At 74.2% G+C, this 25,218-nt stretch carries 22 protein-coding genes; 8 read left to right on the plus strand and 14 right to left on the minus strand.

Going from position 1 to position 25,218, the window contains the following annotated elements; genetic code table 11:
* Positions 1-36: 36 nt before the first annotated feature.
* The 6 genes from ACFY3N_RS02450 to ACFY3N_RS02475 all read left to right on the plus strand — a co-directional run bounded on the left by ACFY3N_RS02450 (position 37) and on the right by ACFY3N_RS02475 (position 8,293).
* On the plus strand, positions 37-1,293 hold the full coding sequence (locus ACFY3N_RS02450) for a hypothetical protein (protein WP_390814785.1): 1,257 nt from the start codon (positions 37-39) through the stop codon (positions 1,291-1,293).
* Positions 1,290-3,494 carry a polysaccharide pyruvyl transferase family protein gene (locus tag ACFY3N_RS02455; RefSeq protein ID WP_390814786.1) on the plus strand — a complete coding sequence of 735 codons (2,205 nt, stop codon included), beginning with the start codon at positions 1,290-1,292 and terminating at the stop codon, positions 3,492-3,494. The genes ACFY3N_RS02450 and ACFY3N_RS02455 overlap by 4 nt, the downstream gene beginning before the upstream one ends.
* Before the next feature lie 44 nt (positions 3,495-3,538).
* Positions 3,539-4,504 (plus strand): glycosyltransferase family 2 protein, encoded by a 966-nt coding sequence (locus ACFY3N_RS02460; protein WP_390814787.1) that lies wholly within the window; start codon positions 3,539-3,541, stop codon positions 4,502-4,504.
* 3 nt (positions 4,505-4,507) lie between these two features.
* Positions 4,508-5,863 (plus strand): polysialyltransferase family glycosyltransferase, encoded by a 1,356-nt coding sequence (locus ACFY3N_RS02465; RefSeq protein ID WP_390814788.1) that lies wholly within the window; start codon positions 4,508-4,510, stop codon positions 5,861-5,863.
* 249 nt (positions 5,864-6,112) lie between these two features.
* A complete protein-coding gene (locus ACFY3N_RS02470; protein WP_390814789.1) occupies positions 6,113-7,201 on the plus strand; it encodes an acyltransferase in 1,089 nt (362 codons plus the stop codon).
* A gap of 165 nt (positions 7,202-7,366) precedes the next feature.
* Positions 7,367-8,293 carry a class I SAM-dependent methyltransferase gene (locus ACFY3N_RS02475; protein WP_390814790.1) on the plus strand — a complete coding sequence of 309 codons (927 nt, stop codon included), beginning with the start codon at positions 7,367-7,369 and terminating at the stop codon, positions 8,291-8,293.
* Positions 8,294-8,295: 2 nt separating this feature from the next.
* Here the strand turns inward: ACFY3N_RS02475 and ACFY3N_RS02480 are convergent, their stop codons facing one another.
* Positions 8,296-8,946 (minus strand): TetR/AcrR family transcriptional regulator C-terminal domain-containing protein, encoded by a 651-nt coding sequence (locus tag ACFY3N_RS02480; protein WP_390814791.1) that lies wholly within the window; start codon positions 8,944-8,946, stop codon positions 8,296-8,298.
* A gap of 72 nt (positions 8,947-9,018) precedes the next feature.
* On the opposite strand from ACFY3N_RS02480, the gene ACFY3N_RS02485 reads away from it, so the two are divergent.
* Positions 9,019-10,425: an FAD-dependent oxidoreductase gene (locus tag ACFY3N_RS02485; RefSeq protein WP_390814792.1), complete on the plus strand. Its 1,407-nt coding sequence runs from the start codon at positions 9,019-9,021 to the stop codon at positions 10,423-10,425.
* A 3-nt stretch (positions 10,426-10,428) separates the two neighbouring features.
* Here ACFY3N_RS02485 and leuE read toward each other — a convergent pair whose 3' ends face one another.
* Positions 10,429-11,079: a leucine efflux protein LeuE gene (gene leuE, locus ACFY3N_RS02490; RefSeq protein WP_390814793.1), complete on the minus strand. Its 651-nt coding sequence runs from the start codon at positions 11,077-11,079 to the stop codon at positions 10,429-10,431.
* A gap of 135 nt (positions 11,080-11,214) precedes the next feature.
* Positions 11,215-12,813 carry a methylmalonyl-CoA mutase gene (locus ACFY3N_RS02495; RefSeq protein WP_390814794.1) on the minus strand — a complete coding sequence of 533 codons (1,599 nt, stop codon included), beginning with the start codon at positions 12,811-12,813 and terminating at the stop codon, positions 11,215-11,217.
* Positions 12,814-13,100: 287 nt separating this feature from the next.
* On the opposite strand from ACFY3N_RS02495, the gene ACFY3N_RS02500 reads away from it, so the two are divergent.
* Positions 13,101-13,943, plus strand: coding sequence for a L,D-transpeptidase family protein (locus ACFY3N_RS02500; RefSeq protein ID WP_390814795.1), 843 nt, complete (start codon positions 13,101-13,103; stop codon positions 13,941-13,943).
* Positions 13,944-14,152: 209 nt separating this feature from the next.
* On the opposite strand, the gene ACFY3N_RS02505 is transcribed toward ACFY3N_RS02500, so the two are convergent.
* The 11 genes from ACFY3N_RS02505 to ACFY3N_RS02555 all read right to left on the minus strand — a co-directional run bounded on the left by ACFY3N_RS02505 (position 14,153) and on the right by ACFY3N_RS02555 (position 24,755).
* Complete coding sequence (locus tag ACFY3N_RS02505) at positions 14,153-15,202, minus strand: hypothetical protein (protein WP_390814796.1); 1,050 nt, start codon at positions 15,200-15,202, stop codon at positions 14,153-14,155.
* Positions 15,202-15,876 carry an RNA polymerase sigma factor gene (locus tag ACFY3N_RS02510; protein WP_390814797.1) on the minus strand — a complete coding sequence of 225 codons (675 nt, stop codon included), beginning with the start codon at positions 15,874-15,876 and terminating at the stop codon, positions 15,202-15,204. Before ACFY3N_RS02510 ends, ACFY3N_RS02505 begins: the two co-directional genes overlap by 1 nt.
* A 395-nt stretch (positions 15,877-16,271) precedes the next feature.
* Positions 16,272-17,045: an NADase-type glycan-binding domain-containing protein gene (locus ACFY3N_RS02515; RefSeq protein ID WP_390814798.1), complete on the minus strand. Its 774-nt coding sequence runs from the start codon at positions 17,043-17,045 to the stop codon at positions 16,272-16,274.
* An 894-nt stretch (positions 17,046-17,939) separates the two neighbouring features.
* The gene (locus ACFY3N_RS02520; protein WP_390814799.1) at positions 17,940-18,503 is read right to left on the minus strand and encodes a phage tail protein; all 564 of its coding nucleotides are present in this window, start codon (positions 18,501-18,503) and stop codon (positions 17,940-17,942) included.
* Positions 18,500-20,461 carry a putative baseplate assembly protein gene (locus tag ACFY3N_RS02525; protein ID WP_390814800.1) on the minus strand — a complete coding sequence of 654 codons (1,962 nt, stop codon included), beginning with the start codon at positions 20,459-20,461 and terminating at the stop codon, positions 18,500-18,502. The genes ACFY3N_RS02520 and ACFY3N_RS02525 overlap by 4 nt, the downstream gene beginning before the upstream one ends.
* Positions 20,461-20,883 carry a GPW/gp25 family protein gene (locus tag ACFY3N_RS02530; RefSeq protein WP_390814801.1) on the minus strand — a complete coding sequence of 141 codons (423 nt, stop codon included), beginning with the start codon at positions 20,881-20,883 and terminating at the stop codon, positions 20,461-20,463. Before ACFY3N_RS02530 ends, ACFY3N_RS02525 begins: the two co-directional genes overlap by 1 nt.
* Positions 20,880-21,200 (minus strand): PAAR domain-containing protein, encoded by a 321-nt coding sequence (locus ACFY3N_RS02535; protein WP_390814802.1) that lies wholly within the window; start codon positions 21,198-21,200, stop codon positions 20,880-20,882. Before ACFY3N_RS02535 ends, ACFY3N_RS02530 begins: the two co-directional genes overlap by 4 nt.
* 43 nt (positions 21,201-21,243) lie before the next feature.
* Complete coding sequence (locus ACFY3N_RS02540) at positions 21,244-23,073, minus strand: VgrG-related protein (protein ID WP_390814803.1); 1,830 nt, start codon at positions 23,071-23,073, stop codon at positions 21,244-21,246.
* On the minus strand, positions 23,070-23,792 hold the full coding sequence (locus tag ACFY3N_RS02545) for a LysM peptidoglycan-binding domain-containing protein (protein WP_390814804.1): 723 nt from the start codon (positions 23,790-23,792) through the stop codon (positions 23,070-23,072). The genes ACFY3N_RS02540 and ACFY3N_RS02545 overlap by 4 nt, the downstream gene beginning before the upstream one ends.
* 58 nt (positions 23,793-23,850) lie before the next feature.
* Positions 23,851-24,276, minus strand: coding sequence for a phage tail protein (locus tag ACFY3N_RS02550; RefSeq protein WP_361737385.1), 426 nt, complete (start codon positions 24,274-24,276; stop codon positions 23,851-23,853).
* Between the two features lie 29 nt (positions 24,277-24,305).
* Positions 24,306-24,755, minus strand: a complete 450-nt coding sequence (locus ACFY3N_RS02555; RefSeq protein ID WP_390814805.1) for a hypothetical protein — start codon at positions 24,753-24,755, stop codon at positions 24,306-24,308.
* Positions 24,756-25,218: the final 463 nt, after the last annotated feature.

Raw genomic sequence — 25,218 nt, forward strand, 5'->3', positions numbered from 1 at the left:
GGCACATTCGGCCTCCGATCGGAGGACGGTGGAAGCATGACGAACCCCCTGGCGGGATTGTTCACGGCACGGCAGAAGGAGGCCGCCAGGCGGGACCTGTACGCCCGGGGCCTGCGCCTGTGCGGTGAGTACCTCGCGTCGCGGGACGGCCGCCCCACTGCCCGGGACACCCGGCTCACCCGGGCGATCGGCGTCCTCGCCGGCTCGCTCGACGCCCCGTCGGCCGACCCCTTCGACGCCCTGCTCAAGGTCGGCGAGCGCGCGCTGGAGGCCGGCGGGGACGACGGACTCGCCCTGGCCCTGGGCATCGCCGAGACGTCGACCGGGATCCGGCAGCGGTCCAGGGGCGCGTGGCGGCTGCGCGGCCGGGCGCTGGACGGGCTCGGCCGCGGCGACGAGGCACTGGAGTGCTACGAGCGCCACCTCACGCTGCTGCGGGACGGCGAGGCGGCCGAGGAGGTCGCCCGCAGGATCGACACGCTGCGGCGCCGGATGGAGTGCCTGGAGGAGGCCGCCGCGCTGTTCCCCGGTGCCGGCGCCGCGCTGCGCGACCTGGCCGGGAAGCCCACCGCGGTCGCGGCACCGGAGTTCGCCGCCCACGTACGGGCGCGGGTGGCCGAGCACGGCGCGGGCGACCCGGCCGTACGGCGTCTACTCGCGCTGTACGGCGCCCACCGGCGGCTCGTCGAGCGGTCCGGGATCTCCGACCCGCTGCTCGGCGGGAGCACGCCGGTCGGGGTGGGCGGGCTGCGCGGCCTGGTCGCGGGGCGGACGGTGTGCCTGGTGTCGGACGCCCCGGAGGTCGCCGGGAGCACGCTGGGCGCCGAGATCGACCGCTACGACCTGGTGGTGCGCTGCGACTCCTTCCGGCTCCGCGCGGAGGGCACCGGCGAGCGCACCGGTCTGCACGCCGTCTCGCTGCGGGGCGACACCCCGTGGGACGGGCCCGCCTGGACGCGGCCGGCCGGCATCCGGCTGGTGTTCGGCGACCCGGCCGCCGCGTGGCGGCGCGCCACGCGGCAGCGGCTCGTGGCCGGGGCGCAGGAGCACGTCGGTGACGCCTCCCTGCGCCGTCCGCTGAGCGACCCGGCGCTGCTGGGCGAGGGAGCCTGGGGCCCGGGGACCAGCACCGCCTTCACCGTCCTGCGGCTGCTGGACTTCCTGGACGTCAGCCCCCGCCTGGACCTCATCGGCTTCGGCGAGCCCGGACGGCTGCGGCCGGACGAGGCCGAGTGGGTCATGGACCGCGCGACGCACGTCGACGACAGCAAGATGAGGATCGCCCTGCGATGACCCACTCCTCCGCCACCTCCGCGGACGACCGGAGCACCGTCACCGGCAGACGCCGGATCGCCTTCGCCGTCCACACCGGCACCGACGGCCTGCCCGCCCTGCCCACGCTGCTGCGCAGCCTGGCGCTCACCAATCCGGGCGTGTGCGAGGACTTCGTGGTGCTGCACCCCGGACTGCCGGACTCCTCCTTCGACGCGCTGCGCCGGCTGCACCCGCGCGTGGTGACGCGCCGGGCGGACGGCCGTGGTGACGTCTTCCGGCTGGAGGGCTACGACACCGTCGTCGCCTTCACCCCGGCCATGGTCGTACTGGGCGACATCGGCGCGCTGCTGCGGATGCGGCACGGGGTCGGCGCCGTGCCGCAGCTGCTCTGCGACGAGGAGGGGCGGGAACGGCGCGCGGTCCTGCCGGACGGCCTGCTGGTCGTGCAGCGCGCCGACGTGGACGACGGGGCGGCGGCCGGACCGGACCCGGTGCCCGAGGGGGTCCTGGCGCCGGTCGACGCGCGGTACGACTTCCTCACCCGCCGGCTGTACGACGACGCCCCGGTGCCCGCGCAGGTCGCCGTCCTGCACTTCACCGGCCCGTTCGACGAGCCCGGGTACGGTCCGGCCGCCGAGGCCCGGCGCCGCTTCGAGATGGGCGACGAGGAGTTCCGGGCCGCCTACTGCGCCCTGCCCGGCGAGAAGCACCCCGACCTCCTGGCGCACCTCGCGCCGCCCCTGCTCCGGGCCCGCCCCTCGCTCGACCTCGCCCGTACGGTCGCCGACGTGTACCGCAGGCAGGGCCGCTACGACGAGGCCGTCGACGTCCTCGCCCCGGTCGTCGGCGACCGGCTGGACGCGCCGCGCTGCCAGGAGACGCTCGGCGTCTGCCTGATGGCGCTGTCCCGCTACGACGAGGCCGAGGCGCGTCTGCTCCTGGCGGCGGCCTCGCCCGACGTCGCGCCGCGCGCCTTCGCCCAGCTCGCCCGTCTGGCGTGGCTGTGCGGACGGGAGGCGGACGCGCACGCCTACGCCCGCGACGGGCTGGAGGCCGACCCCACCGACGCCGGGTGCCACGGCTGGTACGTCCGCACCCGTGAGCGGGCCCCGGAGCCGGAGCCGCCGTCCCCGGCGGAACAGCTGGCGCACGTGGCGCTGTTCGCCGAGGGCCAGGAGAACGCGGGCGACAAGGTCCTGCCCGAGGCCGTGCGCATGTGCTTCGGCACCGACACCGGCCCGCGCCGCTGGTACCAGCAGCCGGTGCACCGGCTGGTCGACGAGGCGGCGCTGGAGGAGCTGAACGCGCGGCGCGGGGTGGTCGTGGGCGGCGGCGGGCTGTTCCTGCCGGACACCTCCCCCAACGGCAACAGCCACTGGCAGTGGAACGTCCCGGACGGCGTGCTGGCCCGGCTGACCGCGCCGCTGGCGGTGTTCGCGGTCGGCTACAACGTGTTCGACGGGCAGCTCTACCGCCGCGGCCGGTTCGCCGAGAGCCTGCGGGTCCTGGTGGAGCGGTCGGCGTTCTTCGGGCTGCGCAACCACGGCTCGATCGAGCGGGTCCGCGAGCTGCTCCCCGCCGGACTGCGCGACCGGGTGCGCTACCAGCCCTGCCCGACCACGGTGGCCCGGTACCTGGTCCCCGGGTGGCTCGACCCGGTGCCGCGGGACGACACCGTCCTGGTCAACTGCGCGTACGACCGCGCGGGCCTGCGCTTCGGCCACGACTACGGTCACTTCCTCGCCCAGCTGGCCACCGCGCTGGAGGGCCTGCGGGACCGGGCCGACGTACGGTACGCCGCCCACATGCCGGCCGACGAGAAGTTCGTGCACGACCTGCGCCGGGAGCACGGCATCGCGCTGCCCGTGGAGCAGCTGTACGACATGACGAACGACGGGATCCGCGCGCTGTACCGCCGGGCGCGGCTGGTGATCGGGATGCGCGGGCACGCGGGGATGATCCCGTTCGGCTGCGGCACCCCGATCCTCAGCCTCGTCTCCCACCCGAAGCTCGCCTACTTCCTGTCCGACATCGGCCGCGAGGAGTGGGGGCTGTCCGTGCACGACCGGGGACTCGGCCCCCGTCTCCGGGAGCGGGCGGCGGCGCTCCTCGACGACCACGCCGCCGCGGTGGCGGACGTGCACGACGCGCAGAAGTTCCTGTGGGAGACGACCCGGTCGAACCTGGACGAACTCCGGGAGACCTTCGGCCCGGCATGAGCCACCGCACCACCGCCGCTTCGAGCCCCGAAAGAGAGAACCACGTGCCGAAACTGTCCGTCGTCGTCCCGATGCACAATGTGGAGGCCTTCGCCGAGAGCACCCTGCGCAGCCTCGCCGCCAACGCGCACCCGGACTTCGAGTTCCTGCTCGTCGACGACTGCTCCACGGACGCCACGCCCTGGGTGATCGACCGCTGGGCGGAGAAGCTCCCGGGCGCCCGGGTGATCCGGCACGAGACGAACCTGGGCATCGCCCAGGCGCGCAACAGCGGTATCGACGCGGCCGACGGCGAGCTGATCACGTTCCTCGACGGCGACGACTGGTACGGGCCGCGCCACCTCGCCGGAATGGTGCGGGCCATGGAGGAGCTGGGCTGCGACTTCGCCCGTACCGATCACGTCCAGGCCACCGGCACCGAGCGGGTGATCCGGCGGCCCCCGGCCGCCGTGCGCAACGCCGTGATGGACCCGCGCGACGGGATCGCGCCCGCCGACACGGAGACGATGGTCGACTACCCCTTCGTCTGGGCGGGGATCTACCGCCGGCACCTCTTCGCCGACGGCGGCATGCGCTTCGCGACGGAACTCCGCACGGCGGAGGACCGGTTGTGGATCTGGCGGCTGCACCTGAAGGCCCGGACGTACGCGTCCCTGGGGCTGCACGGGGTGTTCTACCGGCGGGGCGTGGCGACCTCGCTCACCCAGATCAAGGACGACCGCCAGCTGGACTTCATCCCCGCCTACGACGCGCTGCTGCGGGACGTGCAGCAGGACCCGGAGGCCGACCGGTTCCTCCTGAAGGCCGTACGCACCTACTGCGCCATGATCGCGTTCCACATCGGCAAGGTGAACGAGTACGAGCCCGCGGCGGCCCAGCGACTGCGGCGCGAGACGCGGGCCGCGCTCCAGCGGATGCCGGAGCAGGCGCTGGAGGAGACCCTCAAGACCATCGACAGCACTCGGAGCAGGTTGCTCGGCCGCCTGCGTGACGGGCGGAAGGCTGCCTGACCCATGTCCCACACGACCCAGATATTCCAGGTCTCGACCCTCTACGGGGCGGCCACGCTCGCCGCGGCGCTGGACGCCGGCCGGTACGGGCCGCGCGACGGGGCCCGGCGCGTCCTGCTGGTCTCCAACAACGCCGCCGTCCCCGAGACGGCGCTGCGTCTGGACGAGATGCACGGCTACGGGCCGCTGGCCGGCCGGTTCGACTCGGTGATCAGCTGGAACGAGGCGATCAGCCCGTACCACCCGAGCACCTGGGGCCCGCGCGGCAACGACACGGTGCTGTGGCAGCGGGCGTTCCGTCTGCAGTGGGGCATCGACGAGCGGGACACGGTCGAGCTCGCCGTCGAGTCGATCCAGGTCAACCCGGCCCGCGCGCTGGCGGCGATCTTCTCCGAGGCCGCCGTCGACGTGTACGCCGACGGGCTGATGAGCTACGGCCCGACCCGGGAGAAGCTGCCGCTGACGATCGCGCGCCGCATCCGGCGGCTGCTGCACCTCGACCTGATCCCCGGTCTGAGGCCGCTGCTGCTGTCCGAGTACGGCGTGGAGCCCGAGATCGTCCCGGACGAGGCGTTCCGGGGCGTGCTCGACGAGATCTCCGTGGAGGCGGCGGACGACCCGAGGCTGGCGCCCGTCCTCGATGAGGCGCCGACGGCCGTCCTGCTCGGCCAGTACCTGGCGGCGATCAACATCCTGAGCGACCGGGAGGAGGAGGACCTGCACGTCCGCATGCTCACCGGGGCCGTGCGGGCCGGGCACCGGTCCCTCGTCTTCAAGCCGCATCCGACGGCCCCCGCCGGCTACTCGGCGGCGCTGAGCAAGGCGGCGGCGGACGCGGGGGTACGGCTCACCGTGCTGGACGCCCCGCTGCTGGCCGAGACCCTGTACCACCACTGCCGTCCCGAACTCGTCGTCGGCTGCTTCTCGACGGCGATGGTGACCGCCTCCGCCTATTACGACGTGCCCGTCGCCCGGGTCGGGACCGCGCTGGTGATGGGGCGTCTGAAGCCCTACCCGAACAGCAACCGCGTCCCGCTGGCCGTGGTCGACCACCTGGTGCCCGACCTGGAGCGGGAGGAGGCCCCGGCGGTCGTCGGCGCGGCCCCGGAGACGTTGTCGCCGCTGGTGCGGGCGATCGGCTTCTGCATGCAGCCCAAGACGTACCCGGCCCTGCGCGGGCCGGCGGCCGACTGGCTGCGCGCCCACCTGCCCGACACGCCGGGCTACTACTTCCCCGAACTGCGCCTGGCCGAGCTGGGCCTGCCCGGCAGTACCCCCCGCACCCGCGCACGGATCCAGGCGGCCCGCGCCAAGCGCGTGGTCGGCAGGAAGATCCGCCGCGCCACCCGGAAGCCCTGACGCCCCCGCCGCGGGCGGTCGTGGCTCCCCCGGCGCCTCGAAGGCCCGGGAGGCGGCCCCGGGGACGGGGACGCCTCCCCCGCTCGAACGGAGCCGCGAGTGGGGGAGGCGTCCCGTACGGCGCCGGGCCGCGCCGCACCCCTTCCCACCCTTCCCCACCCGTCCCGCACGGCCAACCGAGACGCACCGGTCACGACGGTGCCACCCGCTCGTCAACTCCCGTACACCACACCGGCCGACAGTTGCGCGGTGCCGAACGACATCGCCGTACGCCTGCCGCACCAACAGGGCAGCCCCGCCCAGGAACAGACCGCCGCCCCCGCGCGCGAACACCGCTTCGACATCGACCTGATGCGGCTCATCTGTTCCGCCACCATCATGCTGGGCCACGTGGGCGCCCAGTTCATCCGCTCCACCGGCAACGCCCCGGAGAACGGGGCCGGTTCGTACTGGGCGGGTCACATCGCCGAGGCGATCAATCCCTTCGCCGTCCCGATGTACTTCGCCATAGCCGGCTGGGCCGTACTGGTCGGCGCGCCGCCGCGCGACAGCGCCCGCATGTGGCAGCGCGTCGTCCGCAACACCGTCCCGCTCTTCGCCTGGACGGCGGTCTACCTGGTCTGGGCATGGCTGCGGAACCGCAACGACCGTCCCATGGCCGAGCTGGCGGAGTACTCCCTCTTCGGCTCCGTGCAGCCCGCGTACCACCTGTGGTTCATGTACACCTACATCCCGATCATCATGCTGCTCGCCTTCGCGATGCTGATCAAGGCGGGGAAGCGGCCCTACGGGCTGGGGGCGGCGCTGCTCGGCATGGCGGTCCTGCCCAGCGTGCTGACCACGATCGCCGAGCTCACGGACCGCGAGATGCCGCCGGTGGCCTGGGGGTTCGGCACCTATTCGCTGGTGTACGCGGTCGGCGGCGCGCTGCTGTTCGCCCTCCCCGCCGGGGTCGTCCGCACGCGGTGGCCGCTGTACGCGGTGCTGCCGCTCACCATGGCGGGCGCCCTCTGGTACAACACCCAGATCCACTACGTGATGCCCAACGCGCATCTCTTCGTCGCCGCCATGAGCGTCTGCGTCCTGCTGCTGATCAGCAGGATCCGGGTGCCGGAGAAGCGGCAGCCGCTGCTGAAGAAGCTGGCCGATGCCGCGCTCGGCGCGTACATGGTGCATGTGCTGTTCGTCGAGGAGATCGTCACCCCGCTGGTGTCGCCGGACCTGAGCGGACCGGTGGCGGGGCTGCTGCTGGTCGGCCTGGTCGCCGCGGTCATGGCGCTGTCGTTCGTCACCAGCCTGCTGTGGGGGAAGCTGAACCTGCGGCGACTGCTCGGCTGACCCGGCCGGCGCACGCGTCGCCCGGGCTCCACACGGAGTTCGCCACTTGTTCGCGCGCCGCTCGACTCCGTACCCCCTGCCCACCGCGGCCCCGCGCCTAGCCTGTTCCCCACCACGAACCGCACCACTCTCGCCCTGCTCCCGACGGATTGAGGTCTCCGGTTCATGAACAGCCGTGCCCTGCTCACCAGTTCCGTTTCCCGCCGTCTGCTGCGCCCGGTCGCCGAGCTCATCGACCAGCGCATCGACCGGCGGCTGCGCGCCGCGGCCGCCGCCGGCGCGGCGGACAGAGAAGAACTCCGTGAGACGGCCGAGACGGTGAAGCGCCAGCAGCTCACCCTCGACCTGCTGCTCGGCCCGTCCGGGCGCGGGCTGTCGCGGATCGTGAGCCCCGGCCCGCTGAACCGGCTGCACTCCGAGGTGGCGGAGCTGGCCGGGGACCGGGACGCCGCCGTCCGCAACGTCGCCGCCGCGTACCGGCTGCTGGTCGCGCTGGAGTCGCTCGGGGCCGGCCGGATCGCGGGCGGCACCATGAACATCTGCGGCAAGCTCGGCACGATCCCGCTGCTCGACCCGCCGAACGACGAGATCTTGGAGATCGGCACCCTCTACGGCATGTTCTCCGCCGGGCTGATCCGGATGATGGAGCGCGACGGCCGCAGCCCGAGCGTGACGATCGTCGACCCGTTCGCCGGTGTGCAGCTCCAGCCCGGCACCCCGCGGCGCTCCGACCCCTCCGGCACCCCGGTCGACGAGCAGGCCGTGCGCACCAATCTCGCCCTGGCCGGTCCGGCGGGCGCGGCCGCCCGGATCCGGAAGGGCTTCTCCGAGGACCCCGACACCCGCGCGGCCGTCTCGGACCGGTCCTACGGCGTGATCGTCGTCGACGGCGACCACTCGGCCGAGGGCGTCGCGAAGGACCTCGCATGGGCGGAGGAGATCGCCGCCCCGGGCGCGATCGTCGTCCTGGACGACTTCGGCGACCCCAAGTGGCCCGGCATCGAGGAGGCGCTGGACAAGCACCTCACGGGCACCACCCGCTTCACCTACCTCGGCAAGGCGTCGCTGTCGGCGTTCCTGCGCGCCTCCTGACCTCAGCGCGTCCCGTACCGGGCCTCGATCCCCGCGATCAGCAGGTCGAGGCCCTCTTCGAAGTGCCGGTCGTAGTTCTCGAAGATCTCCCTGCCCGCCTGGGCCGCGAGGGGGTACTCGGCCATGGCCCGGGCGCGTTCCGCCACGTCGAAGCCCTCCCGGCGCTCGCCGGGCAGCGGCTGGACACCCTGCTCCTCGGTGACGAACCCGAGGGTGTAGAGGTACGTCGTGTTGAGCGCGCGGGCGGCCCGGGCGAGGGGGAAACCGGCGGAGGTGAGCAACCGCAGCATGTCCTCCATCTGCCCGGCGTGCTCGATGCCGGTGAAGCGTGAGCCGCTGAACACCTTCGCGCCGTCGCGGTAGGCGAGCAGGGCCGTGCGCAGGCCCCGGTTGGCCTTGCGCAGCCGCTCCTGCCAGGTGTCGTCCGGGTCGAGCGGGTTGTGGGCGACCATCCGGCGGTACATCTCCGTCGCCATCTCGTCGAGCAGCGCCTGCTTGTCCTTGAAGTGCCAGTAGAGGGCGGGCGCCTTGACGTCCAGTTCCCTGGCGATCGCGCGCAGCGTCAGGCCGTCCAGGCCGACCTCGTTCAGCAGTTCCAGCGCCGTGTCGGCGACCCGTCGGCGGTCCAGGGGGGCGCGTCGTTCCGAACTCACGCTTGACAACTTAACACCGTTAGGGACACGCTCGGGAGGCAGGGCACTTAACAGTGTTAAGGAGACGGGATCGTGAGTGACGTGGACGTACTGGTCGTGGGCGCGGGACCGACCGGCCTCACCCTCGGCATCGACCTGGCCCGGCGCGGGATCCCCGCGCTGGTGGTGGAGCGGGCGGACGAGCTGTTCCCCGGCTCGCGCGGCAAGGGGATCCAGCCGCGCACCATGGAGGTCTTCGACGACCTGGGCGTACTGGACGCGATCCGCGCGGCGGGCGGCGGCTACCCGGTCGGGATGATCTGGCGGAACGGCGAGCGGCTCGGCGAGCACCACCTGTCCGACCCGGCCGAGCCGAGCGAGGGCTCGCCGTACGACGAGCCCTGGATGGTCCCGCAGTGGCGCACCCAGCGGATCCTGCTGGAGCGGCTGGAGGAGCTCGGCGGCAAGGTCGCCTTCGGCCGCGAGGTCAGCGGCGTGGCCCAGGACGGGGACGGGGTGACCGCGCACCTCGCCTCCGGCGGGGCGGTGCGCGCCCGGTACCTCGTCGCGGCGGACGGCGGCCGCTCCGTGGTGCGCCGGGCGGTCGGCGTCGGCATGACCGGGGAGGCGGTGGACCCGTTCCCCACGCTGGTGGCGGACGTGCGGATCAGCGGCCTGGACCGGGACAACTGGCACTTCTTCCCGCAGGGCGAGGGGGCCGAGGACCTGCTGGCGATCTGCCCGCTGGCCGGGACGGAGGACTTCCAGCTGATGGCCCGGTTCGCGGAGGGCACGGAGGTGGACCTCTCCCCGGAGGGCGTACGGCGGGTCGTCGCCGCCCGCTCGCACCTCGCCGCCGAGGACGTCACGGAGGTCCGCTGGGCCTCGGACTTCCGCCCGCGGACCGCGCTCGCCGACCGGTTCCGCGCGGGCCGGGTCCTCCTCGCCGGCGACGCGGCGCACGTGCACTCCCCGGCCGGCGGCCAGGGCCTCAACACCAGCGTCCAGGACGCCTACAACCTGGGCTGGAAGCTGGGCGCGGTGCTGGGCGACGGGGCGGACGCGTCGCTGCTGGACACGTACGAGGAGGAGCGGCGCCCGGTCGCCGAGCGGATGCTGAGCCTGTCCACCAGCGTCCACCGGGGCGAGACCCGGCGGGGCGGGGCCACCCGGCAACTGGGGCTCGGCTACCCCGGTTCGACGCTCACCGCGGAGACGCGGACGGCGCCGGGTCCGGTGCGCGCGGGCGACCGGGCCCCGGACGCCACGGTGAGCGGCGTACGCCTCTTCGACGCGTTCCGGGGTCCGCACTGGACCCTGCTGGCGCTGGGCACGGACGACGTCCCGGCCCCGGGTGACGCCGTACGGGTGGTGCGCGGACCGGCGCACGGGACGTACGGGGCGGGGCTGTTCCTCGTCCGGCCGGACGGTTACGTGGGCTGGGCCGGGGACACGGCGGCCGGGCTCCCGGAGTACCTGGCCCGGTTCGGCGGGCGCTGAGCCCTACGCGCTCGCCAGCGACAGCTTCGCGGCGAAGCCGAGGAACAGGGCGCCGGCCGCCGAGGTCGCCCCCGCCGACAGGCGACGGCGGCGGCGGAAGGCCGCGGCGAGCCGGGTGCCGCCGAAGATCAGCGCGCTGAGGTAGAGCACGCTGGCGATCTGGGCGAAGGCACCGAGGACGACGAAGGAGAGCGCCGGGTAGGCGTAGGCCGGGTCGACGAACTGCACGAAGAAGGCGATGAAGAACAGGATCGCCTTGGGGTTGAGGAGACTGACGACCAGGGCCCGGCGGAACGGACGCTCACCGGGCGTGGCAGCGGCGGGGACCTCGGTCACGTCCTCGTCCCGCCGCGTCCGCCACATCCCCCACGCGGCCCGCAGCATCCCGACGGCCAGCCAGGTCAGATATCCGGCGCCCGCGTACTTCACGATCCCGAACAGCACGGCGTTGGCCTGGAGCAGCGAGGCGACCCCGGCGGCCGAGAGCGTCATCAGCACGGTGTCCCCGCACCACACCCCGGCGGCGGCCGTGTACCCGGCCCGCACACCGCGACGGGCGGCGACGGAGAGGACGTAGAGGGAGTTGGGGCCGGGCAGCAGGACGATGAGGATCAGGCCCGCGAGGTAGGTGGGGAGGTCAGTGACGCCGAACATGGGGGGAGTGTCGCATGGATGTACGACGCTCCGTCCACGGGGTTTCGCCCGGCCCCGGGGAAGCGGCGGGTGACGTGGGCCGGCACCCACCGATGCGGGGTGCCGGCCCGGGCGCTCACCGTGTCCGGAAGGCGTTCAGAACGCGTCGCTCGGCACGTAGGTCCCCCACACCTCGCGCAGCGCGTTGCACACCTCGCCGACCGTCGCGCGGGCGCGCAGGGCGTCCTTCATCGGGTAGAGGACGTTGTCCTCGCCCTCCGCCGCCTTCTTCATGGCGGCCAGGGCCGAGTCGACCGCCCGCCGGTCGCGCTCCGCGCGGAGCTTCGCCAGGCGTTCGGCCTGCTGGGCCTCGATGGCCGGGTCGACGCGGAGCGGCTCGTAGGGCTCCTCCTCGTCGAGCTGGAAGCGGTTGACGCCGACCACGACGCGCTCGCCGGAGTCGGTCTCCTGGGCGATGCGGTAGGCGCTGCGCTCGATCTCGTTCTTCTGGAAGCCGTGCTCGATGGCGTTGACCGCGCCGCCGAGGTCCTCGACCTTGCGCATCAGCTCCAGCGCCGCCGCCTCGACGTCGTCGGTCATCCTCTCGATGACGTAGGAGCCGGCGAACGGGTCGACCGTCGCCGTCACGTCCGTCTCGTAGGCGAGGACCTGCTGGGTGCGCAGGGCGAGCCGCGCGCTCTTGTCGGTCGGGAGGGCGATCGCCTCGTCGAAGGAGTTGGTGTGCAGCGACTGGGTGCCGCCGAGCACCGCCGCGAGGCCCTGGACGGCGACGCGGACCAGGTTCACCTCGGGCTGCTGGGCCGTCAGCTGCACCCCGGCCGTCTGCGTGTGGAAGCGCAGCATCAGCGACTTGGGGTTCTTCGCGCCGAACTCCTCCTTCATCACCCGGGCCCAGATCCTGCGGGCCGCGCGGAACTTGGCGACCTCCTCCAGGATCGTGGTGCGGGCCACGAAGAAGAAGGACAGGCGCGGGGCGAAGTCGTCGACGTCCATGCCGGCCGCGACCGCCGTGCGGACGTACTCGATGCCGTCGGCGAGGGTGAACGCGATCTCCTGCGCGGGCGAGGCGCCCGCCTCGGCCATGTGGTAGCCGGAGATCGAGATCGTGTTCCACTTCGGGATCTCGGCCCTGCAGTACTTGAAGATGTCGGCGATCAGCCGCAGCGAGGGCTTGGGCGGGAAGATGTACGTGCCCCGCGCGATGTACTCCTTCAGCACGTCGTTCTGGATCGTGCCGGTGAGCCTGTCCGCCGGGACGCCCTGCTCCTCGGCGACCAGTTGGTAGAGCAGGAGCAGCAGGGCGGCGGGGGCGTTGATCGTCATCGACGTGGAGACCTTGTCCAGCGGGATGCCGCCGAACAGCACCCGCATGTCGTCGATCGAGTCGATGGCGACGCCCACCTTGCCGACCTCGCCGTGCGCGATCGGGGCGTCGGAGTCGTGGCCCATCTGGGTGGGCAGGTCGAAGGCGACCGACAGGCCCATCGTGCCGTTGGCGATCAGCTGCTGGTAGCGGGCGTTGGACTCCGTCGCCGTGCCGAAACCGGCGTACTGGCGCATCGTCCAGGGCCGGCCGGTGTACATCGTCGGGTACACGCCCCGGGTGAAGGGATACGCCCCCGGCTCGCCCAGCTTCCCGGCCGGGTCCCAGCCCTGGAGGGCCTGTGGCCCGTAGACCGGTTCGATGGGCAGTCCGCTCTCGGTGGACCGGGCACTGCCCGACTCGCGCGCCATGGTGTGATGCCTCCCGCTGAGCGGCGTTGCTCGACTCGCCCGCCCCGCACCCCTCGGTTACCCGTCAGTACAGGACGACCCTTCGACGGACTGTAGCGGTGTGCGCGCGGTCCGGTGGAGGGGCGCACGCTGGGACCTTCCTCACAGCCTGGGTGGGACCCCGCTCACAGCACCACCCCGGCGGTCGTCTTCCGGTCACTCACCACCATGCCCCGTTGTTCGCCGGCGGTCACGTCCGGGGAACAACTCAGGTGACGGCCGGGCGGCCGGTGTGCGGAGGAGGGGGCATGGGGAGGAAAGGGATCGCGGGTCTCACGGCGCTGGCCGCCCTCGCGGGGTGCGCGGCCGGCTGCACGGTGCAGCCCGCCGGGACGGACGGGGAGCGCCGGCCGCCGGTGCGCGTCGAGGTGCCGGGCCGGACGCCCGCCGCGCCGCCGCCGGCGTCGCGGGCTCCGGCCGGGGGCGGGAAGTCCTCCCCCCGTCCCGGCGCCCCGGCACCGCGCGTGCTGTGGTCCCCCGGTGACTCCGGGCGCGACGTGCGCGAGCTCCAGGCCCGGCTGCGGCAGGTCGCCTGGATCTTCCACGGGCCCACGGGGACGTACGACGACCTGACGGTGAAGGCGGTCCGGGGCTTCCAGGGCAGGCGCGGACTGCCGAGGACCGGGGTGACCGACTCCGTCACCTGGCAGCGGCTGCTCGGCATGACGCGCGAACCGGGCAGGTGGGAGCTGTATCTGATGGGCGGCCAGCCGGCCGACGCGCCCGACCCGCGCTGCCTTACCGGCCGCGTGCTGTGCATCAGCAAGTCGAGCCGCACCCTGCGCTGGATGGTCGACGGGCGGACGGTGTCGACGATGCCGGTGCGCTTCGGTTCCGAGTACACGCCGACCCGGGAGGGCGTCTTCCACGTCTACTGGAAGTCCCGGCACCACGTGTCCACGCTCTACGACTCGCCCATGCCGTACGCCATGTTCTTCAGCGGCGGCCAGGCCGTGCACTTCTCGGCCGACTTCGCCGCGCGGGGGTACGCCGGCGCCTCGCACGGCTGCGTCAACGTACGGGACGAGGAGGCCGTCGCCCTGCTGTACGGGCAGGTGCGCAGCGGCGACAAGGTGGTCGTGCACTGGTGAGACGGGGCGCGGGCGGGACCGGGGGAACGTGTCCCGCCCGCGCCGAATGCACGAGCCGTGGGTACGGGGGGAACCCCGGCTCCGTGCGGCAGCCGATGACCAGTCGGCTCACTCATTACTGCGCCACGAGGGCCGAAAGTGTCACACCTGCCGGGAGGAAATTTCAGAGGAAATTTCAGCGGTCAACAAAAGGGCAGGTCAGAGCGGTGTCATGGGTTCTTCTTGCCGCCCTCGCCCTTGTTGCCGCTGGTGCCGCTGGTGCCGCTGGTGCCCTTCTCGGCACTGCTGCCGCCGTTGCCCCGGCCCTGACCTTGGCCCTGGCCCTGCCCCTCGCTCCGGCCGTCGGCCTTCCCGTTGCCGTTGCCGCCGGGGGCTCCCTCACCGGCGCCGGACGCACCGGATGTACCGGACTCATCGGATGCACCGGGTGCGTCCGGTGTGGACAGCACGTCCTCGCAGTACGGGCCGACGCGCGAGGAGCCGCCCGCCGCGTCCTCGAGGAGGCGCTCGCGCTCGCCGTTCAGCGCCTCGCCGTCGCGCCACGCGCGGCAGGCCGCGGCGATCCGCTTCCCGTCGTGCCCGGAACGGGCCGCGCCGTCACCGGTCTCCGCGCCGGGCTCCCCCGGTGCACGGGACCCGTCGGCGTCCCCGGCGGCGCCCACGCCGTCCTCGGCCGTGCCGGCGGCGCCCTCGGGGTGCCGGCCCCCGGGCGTGGCTCCGCCCGGTGCGCCGCCCTTCGGCGGAGGTGACACCAGCGGGCGTTCGGGGTGCGTGCCGGTGGCCGTGACGGAGGCCGCCGGGTCGGACCGGGAGCCGTCGGACGGTGCGGACAGGATCCCGGTTCCGGCCAGGACCGCGGCGCCCCCGACCATGCCGGCGACCATCGCGGCGGCCAGCCCGAGGTGCGGGAACCGTCTCCGCCGGGGTCCGTCCGCGGTTCCGGAACGATCACCGCGCGGGGCGCCGATATGAATCGGCCCGATGTCGGAGGGCCGGGTTCCGGCCGGGTGGTCCGCACCGCGGGCCGTTTCGCCCGCCCCCTCCCGTTCCTCGCGCGCCGTACGGAAGGCGGCCAGGGCGGCCGCCTCACCGGGGAGTTCCGCGCCGTCCGGAGGGGGTGGCGCGGAGAGCGCGCGCAGGGTCGCGGCGAGCCGTCGGGCCTGGTCACGGGCGGCGGGATCGGTGGTTTCCGGGGACTCTCCGCTCAGTAAGCGCTCCGCGGTCCCGCGGTCCAGCCACCTGTGCTGCTCGTCGGCCATCACATGTCCTTCTGCGTCCGCGTTCGCATCTGCGTGACACTCGCGGACGTCACCGTACGACGGCGTGGTTCTCTCTGGGGAGGGAGGGCGTCGAGCACCCCGGCGGATTCCGGTTGGGCTTCCGGATCGCCGCCGATCAGTTCGGCCAGGCGTCTCAGACCCCGGTGCGCGGCCGTCCGTACGGCACCCGGTCGTTTGCCCAGCGTCTCGGCGGCGGACTTGGCGTCGAGGCCCACGACCACGCGCAGGACGACGGCCTCGGCCTGGTCCTGGGGCAGCCGGGATATGAGGGAGAACGCGCCGTCGGTGGCCAGCGCCTCGATGGCCTCACCGGCGGTGTCGGACTCGGCGGCCCGCCCGGTCAGCTCGGTCTCGTCGCCGCCGATCGCGGGGCGGCGCCCGCGCATGCGTATGTGGTCCAGCGCGCGGTTGCGGGCGATACGGGCGGCCCAGCCGCGGAACCGGTCCGCGTCACCGGTGAACCGCTCCAGGTCACGGGCTATCTGCAGCCACGCCTCGGACGTCACGTCCTCGGCGTCGGGCTCGCCGACCAGTGTCCGTACGTACCCCAGCAGCCGCGGGTGCACGGCGCGGTACACAGTCCGGAAAGCGGTCTCGTCCCCGTCCTGTGCCGCGCGCACCGCGGTGGTCAGCTCCGCGTCGTCCCCCAGCACCCGCGCGCGCCCTTCTGCGCCTCGACCGGCGCCGCTCTCGCGGACCGGGTTCTCGCCGTCGTGGTTGCTCGATCAGTGGTTGCGGCCTCGGGACCGCGGGTGGTTCATGGTCATGTGTCCGCCACGGCCTGGCGCGAAAGGCACGTTACGGCCTGAATCCCCTCCCCGTCCATGTCCGTCCAAGATGCAACTAACCCGTGACACAGGTGGGTGTGACAGAAAACGCACTCATGGCGCTGTAGGAAGTACGGGTCGCCGCGCGGCCCGTGACGCGCGACGGCCGGGGCCTCTCCTGTGGGGGGTGGCGGCCCCGGCCGTTGCCCTGGCGTCTCCCCCTCCGCCGAGGAGGGGCCCGGCCCCGAAGGCGCGTGGGGCGGGCCCGGGGCGGCGCGTCGTCAGCTCCGCTGGAAGAACTCCACCTCCGCCAGGGCCAGATGACGCCCCGGGGTCAGGCCGGCGGGTGAACGCAGCACCAGGCGCACCGTCTTCGCGTCGCTGACGCCGGTGGGGATCGTCTGCGGGCCCGGCTTGTCGCTGAGGGTGATCTCCTTGTCGTGTTTCGTGCCGTCCTCCGCCGTCACCTCCAGGTCCACCTGGAGCGCGCGCGCCTGGCGGGCGTACTCCTCGGGGGACGCGGACGCCCCGTTGGTGATGATCAGGTCGACCAGGCGGAACGGCTTGCGGAAGGTGTAGGTCACCGAGGCGCCCGGTCCGGGCGCGCCCCAGTAGTGGTTGTTCAGCCCGTCCGTGGTGTCCGTGGCCGGGTGTCCGGGCACCGCGCCGCTCGCCTCGACGCCCGCCGGGGTCACGGGCGTGGCCTTGCCCAGTTTGTCCCGGGTGTCCTCGATCAGGGCCCGTCCGGCGGGCAGCAGCAGGAAACCGGCCGCGCACAGCGCCAGCACCACGGCCAGGATCACGAAGAACCGGAACACCGAGCCCGAGCCGGCCCGCGTCCGGCGCCGGAACGGCCACACCGTCCGCCACCACGGCAGCGGGGCGGGCTTCTCGGCGGGCCTCAGCTCGGCCGCGCAGCGCCGGCAGAACCGGCGTTCGGGCCGGTTGGGCGTACCGCAGGCGGGACACGGCCGCCCCGCCCCGTCGTCCTCCACCGCCGCGGGACGCACGACGGGGCGGGGGGCCACCGGCTTCGCCGGGAGGACGGGGCGCACGGGGTCGGGGTCGGGGTCGGAGGCGGGGGGTGACGCGGCCGGGAGGCGGGGGGCGGTCGGGGAGGGTGGGGCGGCGGGAGACCGGGGGGCGGTCGGGGGCGGTGAGGCGGCAGGGGGCCGGGGGGCTGCCGGGGGCGGTGAGGCGGTGGGGGCGGTCGGGGACTCGGCGGGAGCGGGGGCCGGGGAGCCGGCGCGGGGAGCGCCGGGGGCGGAGGGGGGCGGAGGGCTCGGGGTCGCCCGCTGGGCGGGGGCGGTTCCGTGACCCTCGGGGGTGCGGGTCCCTTGACCGGTGCCTGGCCCGTCGCCGGCGTCCGGCCCGTCGTCGATACCGGGCCCGTCGTCGGCGTCCGGCCCGTCGTCGGCGCCGGCGCGGGAGCCCGCGGCATCCGCGGCCGGGGTCTCCGGGACGGCTGCGGCCAGGAGGTCCGCGGGCGCGGCCGGGATGTCCGGGACGCCCGCCCCGTCGGGCCCACGGCCCGTGAGCCGGGAACGCAGCGACGCTCCGAGGGCACGCGCGGCCGACAGGGGCCCGTCCTCCGGGAGGACTGCCTCGGACACCTCCGGCGGGGTGACCTCCGGGACGGCCGGGGGCGCGGGAAGCTCCGGGACGGCCGCGGGGAGGCCGTCGGGGACCGGGTCCGCCCCGGGCTCCGCGGCGGTCGGCCGAGCGGCCGGCCGGCCCGGACCCGCCGGAGCGGCCGGCCGCCCGGGAACGGCCGGGGGCCCCGGGTCCGCCGGAGGGTCCGCCGGCTCCGTGACCGCCGGAGTCGCCGGTGTGGCGGCGCGGCTCGTCGCGGGCGGTGTGTCCGACCAGCCCAGGTACGCGCCGCAGTTGCCGCAGAAGTCGTCCGCGGGGTCGTTGGCCGCCCCGCACGCGGGACATGCACGCATGCGTCAGCTCCCTTCCTCGGCGGGCGGACCGGACAGGACCTCCACCCGGAACGCCGTGTGCACCGGGCACATGGCCCGGACGATCTCGTGGACCCTGTCCACGTCCACCGGTGTCCCGCCGGCCGGCCGGACCCGGACCAGCACCTCGGCGGACGGCTCCGGCGGCAGGGCGGAGGCCGCGGTGCCCGACCACACCGCACCGCCGTCGCCGGTCACGTCGGCGTGCACGCCGAGCGCGAGCCGCAGGGCCTCGACCAGCCCGCGCCGGGTGCCGCGCCACCGGTGCAGCTCCACCGCGCGGACGACGGCCTCGCGGCGCAGTTCCACCGGCCACTGCGGGTCGTCCACGGCCCCCACCCAGGACGCCAGCCAGACCAGGAAGTCGACCGGCGTGACCCGGGGGTCGAGATAGGCGGGCAGGTTGTCGAGGGTCGAGAACACCGGGGCGAGGACGGTGTCGAGCCCGGCGGTGAACCGCTGCGCGAAGTCGTCGTCGGCGTACAGCGCGGGCAGTTGCCCGCCGATCGGGTACCTGCTCGGCAGACCGGGTATCGCGGCACGGCTCATCCCCGGCCCTCCGCCCCGACCGCCGTCACGACCACCTGGTGCTGGTACGAGAAGACCAGTGCGCCCGCGGACAGGTCGATGCGGTCCGTGGGGGCGCCGCGGCGGCCGGTGACGGGGTCGGCGGGGAACAGCCGGATCTCCTCGACCAGGGCGTTGCCGGTGGCGCGTTGCAGGACGCCGAAGATCTCGCCGTACTGGACGGGCCGCCCGAAGGGCCAGCCGGTGCCGTCCGGGCCGCCGACGAGCGGGTTGAGGTGGGCGAAGAGCGCGTCGAGCGCGGCACCGCGGACCCGGTCGGTGTCGCCGGGGGCCGCCGAGAGCCGGGCCACCACGGTGACGCCCTGGTAGACCGGCGGCTCCACCACGAGCCGGGTGCCGATCAGCCGCCGTTCGTCGAGGCTCGCGGTGATCGCCGCGAGCACCTGGTCGGAGGGGATCAGCTGCTCGAAGCGCAGCCGGTCGTCGCCCTCGTCGGCCACCGCGTCCGGCACCACCAGGACCCGTACCGCGCCCGGCGCGTCCGCGGCCGGCAGGCAGCGCACCCGGCGCACCGAGGGCGCGGCCCGGCGGCTGATGATCTCGTAGTCCTCGGCGGTCACCGCGCGGTCCTGCATGCGCAGCGCCTCCGGCGCGCGCCGCCTGGCGTTCTCGACGGTCTCCCCGGCCACCCCGCCGCGCGCCGCCTCCCGGTTGACGACCCGGGCGATGTACGGCACGGAGCTGAGCAGCACGGAGATCGCGCCGCGGGCCACGTTGCCCGCGGGGCCGCCGCCGGTGCGGTAGCGGGCCACCCGGATCCGCGCGCCCTTGGGCGGCACCGCGCCGCACTGCCGCAGCGTGCCGTCGGGTTCGCGCAGCGCCGGGGGGAAGAGGAACTCGCCGGTGGTGGCGTCCACCCGGACGTGCCGGTCGGCGGGTCCGGAGCGGCCGAAGTGCTCCACCACCTCCCAGCGCCGCCACCCCTCGTCGGAGGACACCTCCACCACGGGCGGCCCGGCGTCCAGGAGGACCGGCGGGCGGCCGAGCCGGAAGGTCTGTCCGGCGACCCCCTCCGAGGTGCCGAGCGGCACGTCGGTCACGGTCTCGGCGTGCTCGACGGACATGGTGCCGCCGACGGTGAACACCGCCGCCTCGCGCACCGTCGGGGACTCCGAGTAGAACGGCTGGCCCGGTTCCGCCTCGGTGACCCGGCAGCGCAGCCAGCCGGCCCGGGTGCCGCCGATCACCGACGCCGTGTGCCCGGCCGGTACGTACACGATGACCTCGCCGGGCCGGTTGAGGCCGCCGGTGGTGTCGTCGCCGGTCTCGCACGGCCGCCAGCCGCCGCCGTCCCAGGCCTCCCACACCAGCGGGGGCTGGCGCGGGTCCACGCCGATGCCCTCGACGCGGCTGTCCAGGCGCACCGCGACGATGCAGCGCGGCACCGCCGTCGGCAGGCCGAACAGCAGCGCGTCGCCGGGCTCGGGCCTCGTCTGGAAGCAGGGGATGTCGAGGCCGTCGGCGAGCATGCCGGTCCGGTCGCTCTGCTCGCCCGTCCTCGGCGCGGTGACCAGGCGGGTCAACTCGCTGGGCAGGATGCGCAGTTCGTCGGTGGTGGTGAAGACCACGGGTTCGTCGGACTCGCCGCGCGCGGTGGTCACCTCGGTGCCCGGGGGCAGCGCGACCGTGTCGGGCTGCGGCGCCGAGAGCCAGAAGTCGACGTCGGCGCCGGCCGCGGTCGGCGGGAACAGACCGATGCCCAGCAGGTCCAGGAACGCGGTGTAGTTCTTGTCCGGGACCCGGTTCAGCCGGTACAGCAGCTGGTCCACGAGGTAGGCGAACGTCTCGATCAGGGTGACGCCCGGGTCGGAGACGTTGTGGTCGGTCCACTCCGGGGCGCGCTGCCGCACGTACCGCTTGGCCTCGTCGACGAGTTGCTGGAACCGCCGGTCGTCCAGGTTCGGGGAGGGCAGGGCCATCAGTCCGCGCCCGCTTCCTCGGCCCCCTCCTCGGAGGGGATCGTGTAGAAGGGAAAGACCAGGTTGCGCCGGTCGTTGGTGGATCGCAGGGTGTAGCGCACGTCGATGTAGAGGGTGCCGTCCTCGACCGCGTCGAAGGCGACCACCACGTCGTCCACCGCGATCCGCGGCTCCCACCGCTCCAGGGCCTCGCGCACCTGCTGCGCGACGCGTCCGGCGGTGGCGCCGTCGCCGGGGGCGAAGACGTAGTCGTGGATGCCGCAGCCGAACTCCGGGCGCATGGGGCGCTCGCCGGGCGCGGTGCCGAGCACCAGCCGGATCGCCTCCTCGACCTCCCGTTCCCGTTCGACCAGGGCGATCCCGCCGGTGGGCCCGACCCGCAGCGGGAACCCCCAGCCGCGGCCGATGAACCGTTCGCTCACACCCCACCGCCGATCACGACGTTCACGGCGCCGGGCAGGACCGTCGCGCCGCACGTCGTCCGGTCGCCCGCCCGCGCGGCCGGCAGCCCGCCGATGAGGACCTGGCCCGAGGTGAGCCCGGCCGGGTCGGGCATGATCACGTTGGCCGGTCCCAGGGCCGCGTGCGGAGGGAGCACACAGACGTGCAGGCTGCCCACGACGGCGGCGGGGCGGCCGCCGATCAGGACGGTCGCCACCGCCTGCGCGGCGGCGGGCGGCGGGGTGGTGATCCGGCCGCCGTGTCTGGTGGGGTCACCGGTACGGGCTGCGGCTGGCATGCGGCTCTCCTCGGAGGGTGTCGGAAAACGACGGCGGACGGGGTCAGTTGATCCGGATGAGCTTGGCCTTGAGGACGCCGAGCAGACCGCCGTCGACGGTGACGCCCGAGCTTCCGGTGACGTTCACGTTGCGGCCGCCGACCTTCACGTCGACCCGGCCCTGGATGTCCACGTTGCGGCCGGACACGCTCACGTCCCCCCGGCCCGCGTCCAGGGTGATGCCCTTCTTGTCGAGCACGACGGAGCTGAGGGGCTGCCGGGCCCCGCCCTTGCCGGAGTACACCGTCAGCTCGATCCGGTCCCGGCGGTCGTCGAGGAACACCTCCATGTGCTCGTCGGCGGTCATCAGCCGCACCCCCGAGCGGCCGGGCGCCCGCGCGTCCAGCAGTTCCACCCGGTGCCCCGAACGCGACACGAAGGAACGGCGGTTGACCTTCCCGGTGGTCCCGTCGACCAGCGGCACGTCGTGCGGCGAGGGCTTGTCCACCCCGTTGTAGAGCCCTCCGATGACGTACGGGCTGTCCAGCAGGCCCTGCTCGAAGCCGACCAGGACCTCGTCGTTGACCTCGGGGCTCACCACTCCCCCGCCGCCCTTGCCGCCCCACTGCACGGTGCGCACCCAGTCGGTGACGTACGTGTCGTCCAGCCAGGGGAACGTGAGCTTCACGGCGCCGTTCTCAACGCCGCCGGGCTCGCGCACGTCGGTCACCACGCCGATCGCCAGACCGGGGATGCGCGGGCCGCGGGAGGGCGCGTTGGCGCCGGTGACCAGGCCGGTCAGGGAACGGTCCGGGCTGGCGCTCACCCACACCGTCGTACGGTATCCGCCGTGCGGTTCGAGGACGTGCTGCACCGCCGTCGCCGTGTACTTGCCGGAGAAGGCCTGGCCCACGTTACCGAGCGCCACGGGCTTGCCCGCCCGCAGTTTCGGGTTGCCCTCGGCCAGCACCTCCAGCTCGCCGAACCCCGCGCTCACCTGGTCCGCCACCGCGTCCGCGACCGCCTTCGTCTCGGCCTGGGTGCGGTACGGGGTGTCGGTGACCGTCAGCTTCGCCCTGCCGAACCGGGCGGCGAACGCCGGGCTCAGTCCCGGCACCACCACGTCGCTGTCCACCGAGGGCCGGGCGGCCACCAGCGGCCGCTTCGTGGTGACATCCCAGCCGCGCACCTCCACCTGCTGCGCCCCGTCCGCGGCCGACAGGGAGGCCCGCAGCGCCAGCAGGTTCCGCCCGTACTCCAGCACCATCGGGTTCCGGGTGGCCGACGTGGACGGCGAGGGCGCGCCGGACGCCTTCTCCGGCTTGGTGAACTGGAGCAGGCCCTTGTCGTCGACGCGCACCTGCGCGCCGCTCTCGGCGGCCAGGAACTGCAGGAAGTCCCAGTCGGACACGTTCGCCTGCGACAGCTGCCGGTAGGTGACCGGCGCGGCCTCCACGGTGCCGCAGGCCAGGCCCGCCCCGGCGGCCACCTTGCGGACGATGGCCGCCGCCGTCATGTTCCGGTACGCCACCACCTTCCGGCCGCGCTGGAGGCGGTGCGCCTTGGAGTAGGCGCGCACCACCGTGAACGATCCTGTGCGGTCCCGGTCCAGCTCCAGGGCCGTCACCTCGCCGCTGAACAGCCGCTCGCGCGCCTGCCCGGACACCGTCTCCACCGACACCTTCAGCGGGGTGCCGATGGTGATGCCGGTCTTCTGGAGGAACTCGTGGTCGGGGTCGCGGAAGGTGAGCACCGCCGCGTCCGGCAGGCCCACGTTCTCGTCCACCACACAGCTCACCAGCTGGGCGGCCCAGATCTGCGGGAGTTCGCCGGGCGTCTCCACGATCGGGTCCGCCGCGAAGGACCGGCCGCCCCGTTCCACGGCAGTGCTCACCGCTCCTCCTCACCGTCCGCGTCCCGCAGCCCCGGCACCACCAGTTCGGTGCCGGGCACCAGGGCCATCGGATCGTCGATCCCGTTCGCCTCCGCGATGACCCGCCAGGCCGTCGCGTCGCCGTACTCCCGCCAGGCCAGCAGGGCCAGGCTGTCGCCCGCCACGACGGTGTGCGTGCTGCGGGCGGTGCGGGCGCCGGAGGTCGGGTTCTGGCCCGCCGGGTCGACGCTCGCCTCCTCGATCGACAGCCGGCAGGTGGCCCGCAGCGGCTTCCCGTCCACGTCGAACAGCGTGTACGACACCGACAGGCTGGAGAGCACCCCGTCGAACGAGGTCGTGCGCGCGGTGCCCCACTCGAACCGCACCCACGGACTGGCCGGCTTCTTGCGGCCGATGCTCGCCGGGGTCGGCACGCACCCCTTCATCAGCTTCTCCACCGCCCGCTCCACGGAGTTGTCGTGCTTGGCGGTGGCGTCCAGGAACACCTCGAGGCTCAGTGTGCGCGGGCCGCTGCCGACGAACTCGGGCAGCGCCGACTGCCCCGCCATCCGGGACGGGGTGCGCCGCCACTCGGTGGTCTTCTGCAGCTCCAGGGTGTTGGGGTTGAACTGGAGGTCCAGCCGCGCGATCGTCCCGCCCGGCTTCGCTCCGACGGAGGCCGGGGGCTCCTTCAGCGTCAGCTGGGCCCTGGCCCGACTGGAGCGGAACACTGTGGACATGCCGGGACTTCCTTTCCGGGGCGGGTGCGGGTGGTGCGGGGCGGTCGGCGGGACCGGGTCAGGAGGGGCGCAACCCCTCGTAGGCGATCTCCAGGGTCTCCACCGCGGCCTGCGAGTTGCTGGGGTCGAAGGACGGGCCCTGCCAGCGCACCGGCACGATCCCGAACACCTGCCAGCTGATGATCCGGCTGAGGTTCGGCCTCAGCGCCACGATCTCGCCGTCCTTGGGCTGCACCCGCTTCAGCGTCTCGTCCAGCCAGCGGCCGATCTTCGCCGTGTCGGCGGTGACCGGCCGGGTGAGCGTGATGTTCGACCAGGTCACGCGGCCGGGCAGCTGCCAGGCGAAGCCGTTGTTGCCGCCCTCCGCGTAGCTCTCGATCTCCACCTCGGCGCCCATGCCGGAGCAGGTGTTGAACGCGCCCAGGTCGTTGCCGCCGATCGTGAGCTGGAAGAACACGCTGCTCGCGAAGATGTTGTCCGTCATCAGTCCGTCATCCGTTCCGTGCCGTGCCCTCAGCGGCGTCCGTCGTAGGGGCGGCCCGTACGTTCCCGGCCGCGCCGCAGTTCGGTGCGCAGCAGGCGGGCCAGCGGGTCGATCAGGCGACGCGCCAGGTCGTCCAGGTCGGCGCCGGGGTTCTGCGGCGAATCGGCGGACCGGTCCGCGCCCCTGCCGCGGCCCCCGGGCACCGCGAGGTCGCCGGCGGCGGAGACCGAAGACGAACGGGCACGCTCCGGGCCCGACTCGGCCGGTACGGCCTTGACCGGTACGCCCTTGGCCACGGCGAGGTCACCGGCGGGGGAGGTGTCGCGCTGGACCGGGGCCGCCCCGCGGCCGGTTCCCCCGCCTGCCGCCGGTCCCGGCGGCACGGCCCTCGGGCGGACCACGGGGACGGGTCCCACCGGCGCCGGTGCCGTCGTGGCCGACGGGCCGTGGGCGAGGGGTGCCGTCTGGAGGGCGGTCACGGGGAGGGACCGCGCCGGTGCGGGGGCGGCCGCCGTACCGGGAGCCGTGCGGGGCGGTTCGGGCTTGACGACGGGGACGCGCCGGCCGGTAGCGGTGTTTCGAGGACCGGTGGCGGTGCTCCGAGGGCCGGCCGGTCCGCCGGCCCGTACCGCAGGGTCCGGTCGCCGCACACCCGGGTCCTGCGGCCGGTGCGTCGTCACGGCCCGCTGGACGTGCGGCGGGGTCGCCGGGGAACCCGGGGACGGGGCGGGCACCGGGCGCGTGGGCGCGCCGGTGGACGCTGCGGGGCCGGCGCCGGAGGCGGCCGGGGCCGTGGTCCAGCGCGCGGCCACGACGGGACGGCCACCGCCGCTGCGGGACGCGGCCGCCGGTGCCGCGCCTTCGGGGGCCCGGGTGTTGAGGCTGAGCGGGCGGGCGGGGAGCAGCGCGAGGGTGCGGGGGGCCACGGGGGTGGTGCGGGGG

It is taken from the genome of Streptomyces sp. NPDC000348, assembly GCF_042898795.1.
Classification (GTDB): domain Bacteria; phylum Actinomycetota; class Actinomycetes; order Streptomycetales; family Streptomycetaceae; genus Streptomyces.

Excerpts from the sequence above, each read along its gene's own strand:
- ACFY3N_RS02545 (WP_390814804.1), bottom strand. The coding sequence starts at position 23,792 with ATGTCCACAGTGTTCCGCTCCAGTCGGGCCAGGGCCCAGCTGACGCTG.
- ACFY3N_RS02500 (WP_390814795.1), top strand. The coding sequence starts at position 13,101 with ATGGGGAGGAAAGGGATCGCGGGTCTCACGGCGCTGGCCGCCCTCGCG.
- ACFY3N_RS02520 (WP_390814799.1), bottom strand. The coding sequence starts at position 18,503 with ATGAGCCGTGCCGCGATACCCGGTCTGCCGAGCAGGTACCCGATCGGC.
- ACFY3N_RS02550 (WP_361737385.1), bottom strand. The coding sequence starts at position 24,276 with ATGACGGACAACATCTTCGCGAGCAGCGTGTTCTTCCAGCTCACGATC.
- ACFY3N_RS02475 (WP_390814790.1), top strand. The coding sequence starts at position 7,367 with ATGAACAGCCGTGCCCTGCTCACCAGTTCCGTTTCCCGCCGTCTGCTG.
- ACFY3N_RS02525 (WP_390814800.1), bottom strand. The coding sequence starts at position 20,461 with ATGGCCCTGCCCTCCCCGAACCTGGACGACCGGCGGTTCCAGCAACTC.
- ACFY3N_RS02495 (WP_390814794.1), bottom strand. The coding sequence starts at position 12,813 with ATGGCGCGCGAGTCGGGCAGTGCCCGGTCCACCGAGAGCGGACTGCCC.
- ACFY3N_RS02455 (WP_390814786.1), top strand. The coding sequence starts at position 1,290 with ATGACCCACTCCTCCGCCACCTCCGCGGACGACCGGAGCACCGTCACC.
- ACFY3N_RS02535 (WP_390814802.1), bottom strand. The coding sequence starts at position 21,200 with ATGCCAGCCGCAGCCCGTACCGGTGACCCCACCAGACACGGCGGCCGG.
- ACFY3N_RS02450 (WP_390814785.1), top strand. The coding sequence starts at position 37 with ATGACGAACCCCCTGGCGGGATTGTTCACGGCACGGCAGAAGGAGGCC.
- leuE (WP_390814793.1), bottom strand. The coding sequence starts at position 11,079 with ATGTTCGGCGTCACTGACCTCCCCACCTACCTCGCGGGCCTGATCCTC.
- ACFY3N_RS02465 (WP_390814788.1), top strand. The coding sequence starts at position 4,508 with ATGTCCCACACGACCCAGATATTCCAGGTCTCGACCCTCTACGGGGCG.
- ACFY3N_RS02505 (WP_390814796.1), bottom strand. The coding sequence starts at position 15,202 with ATGGCCGACGAGCAGCACAGGTGGCTGGACCGCGGGACCGCGGAGCGC.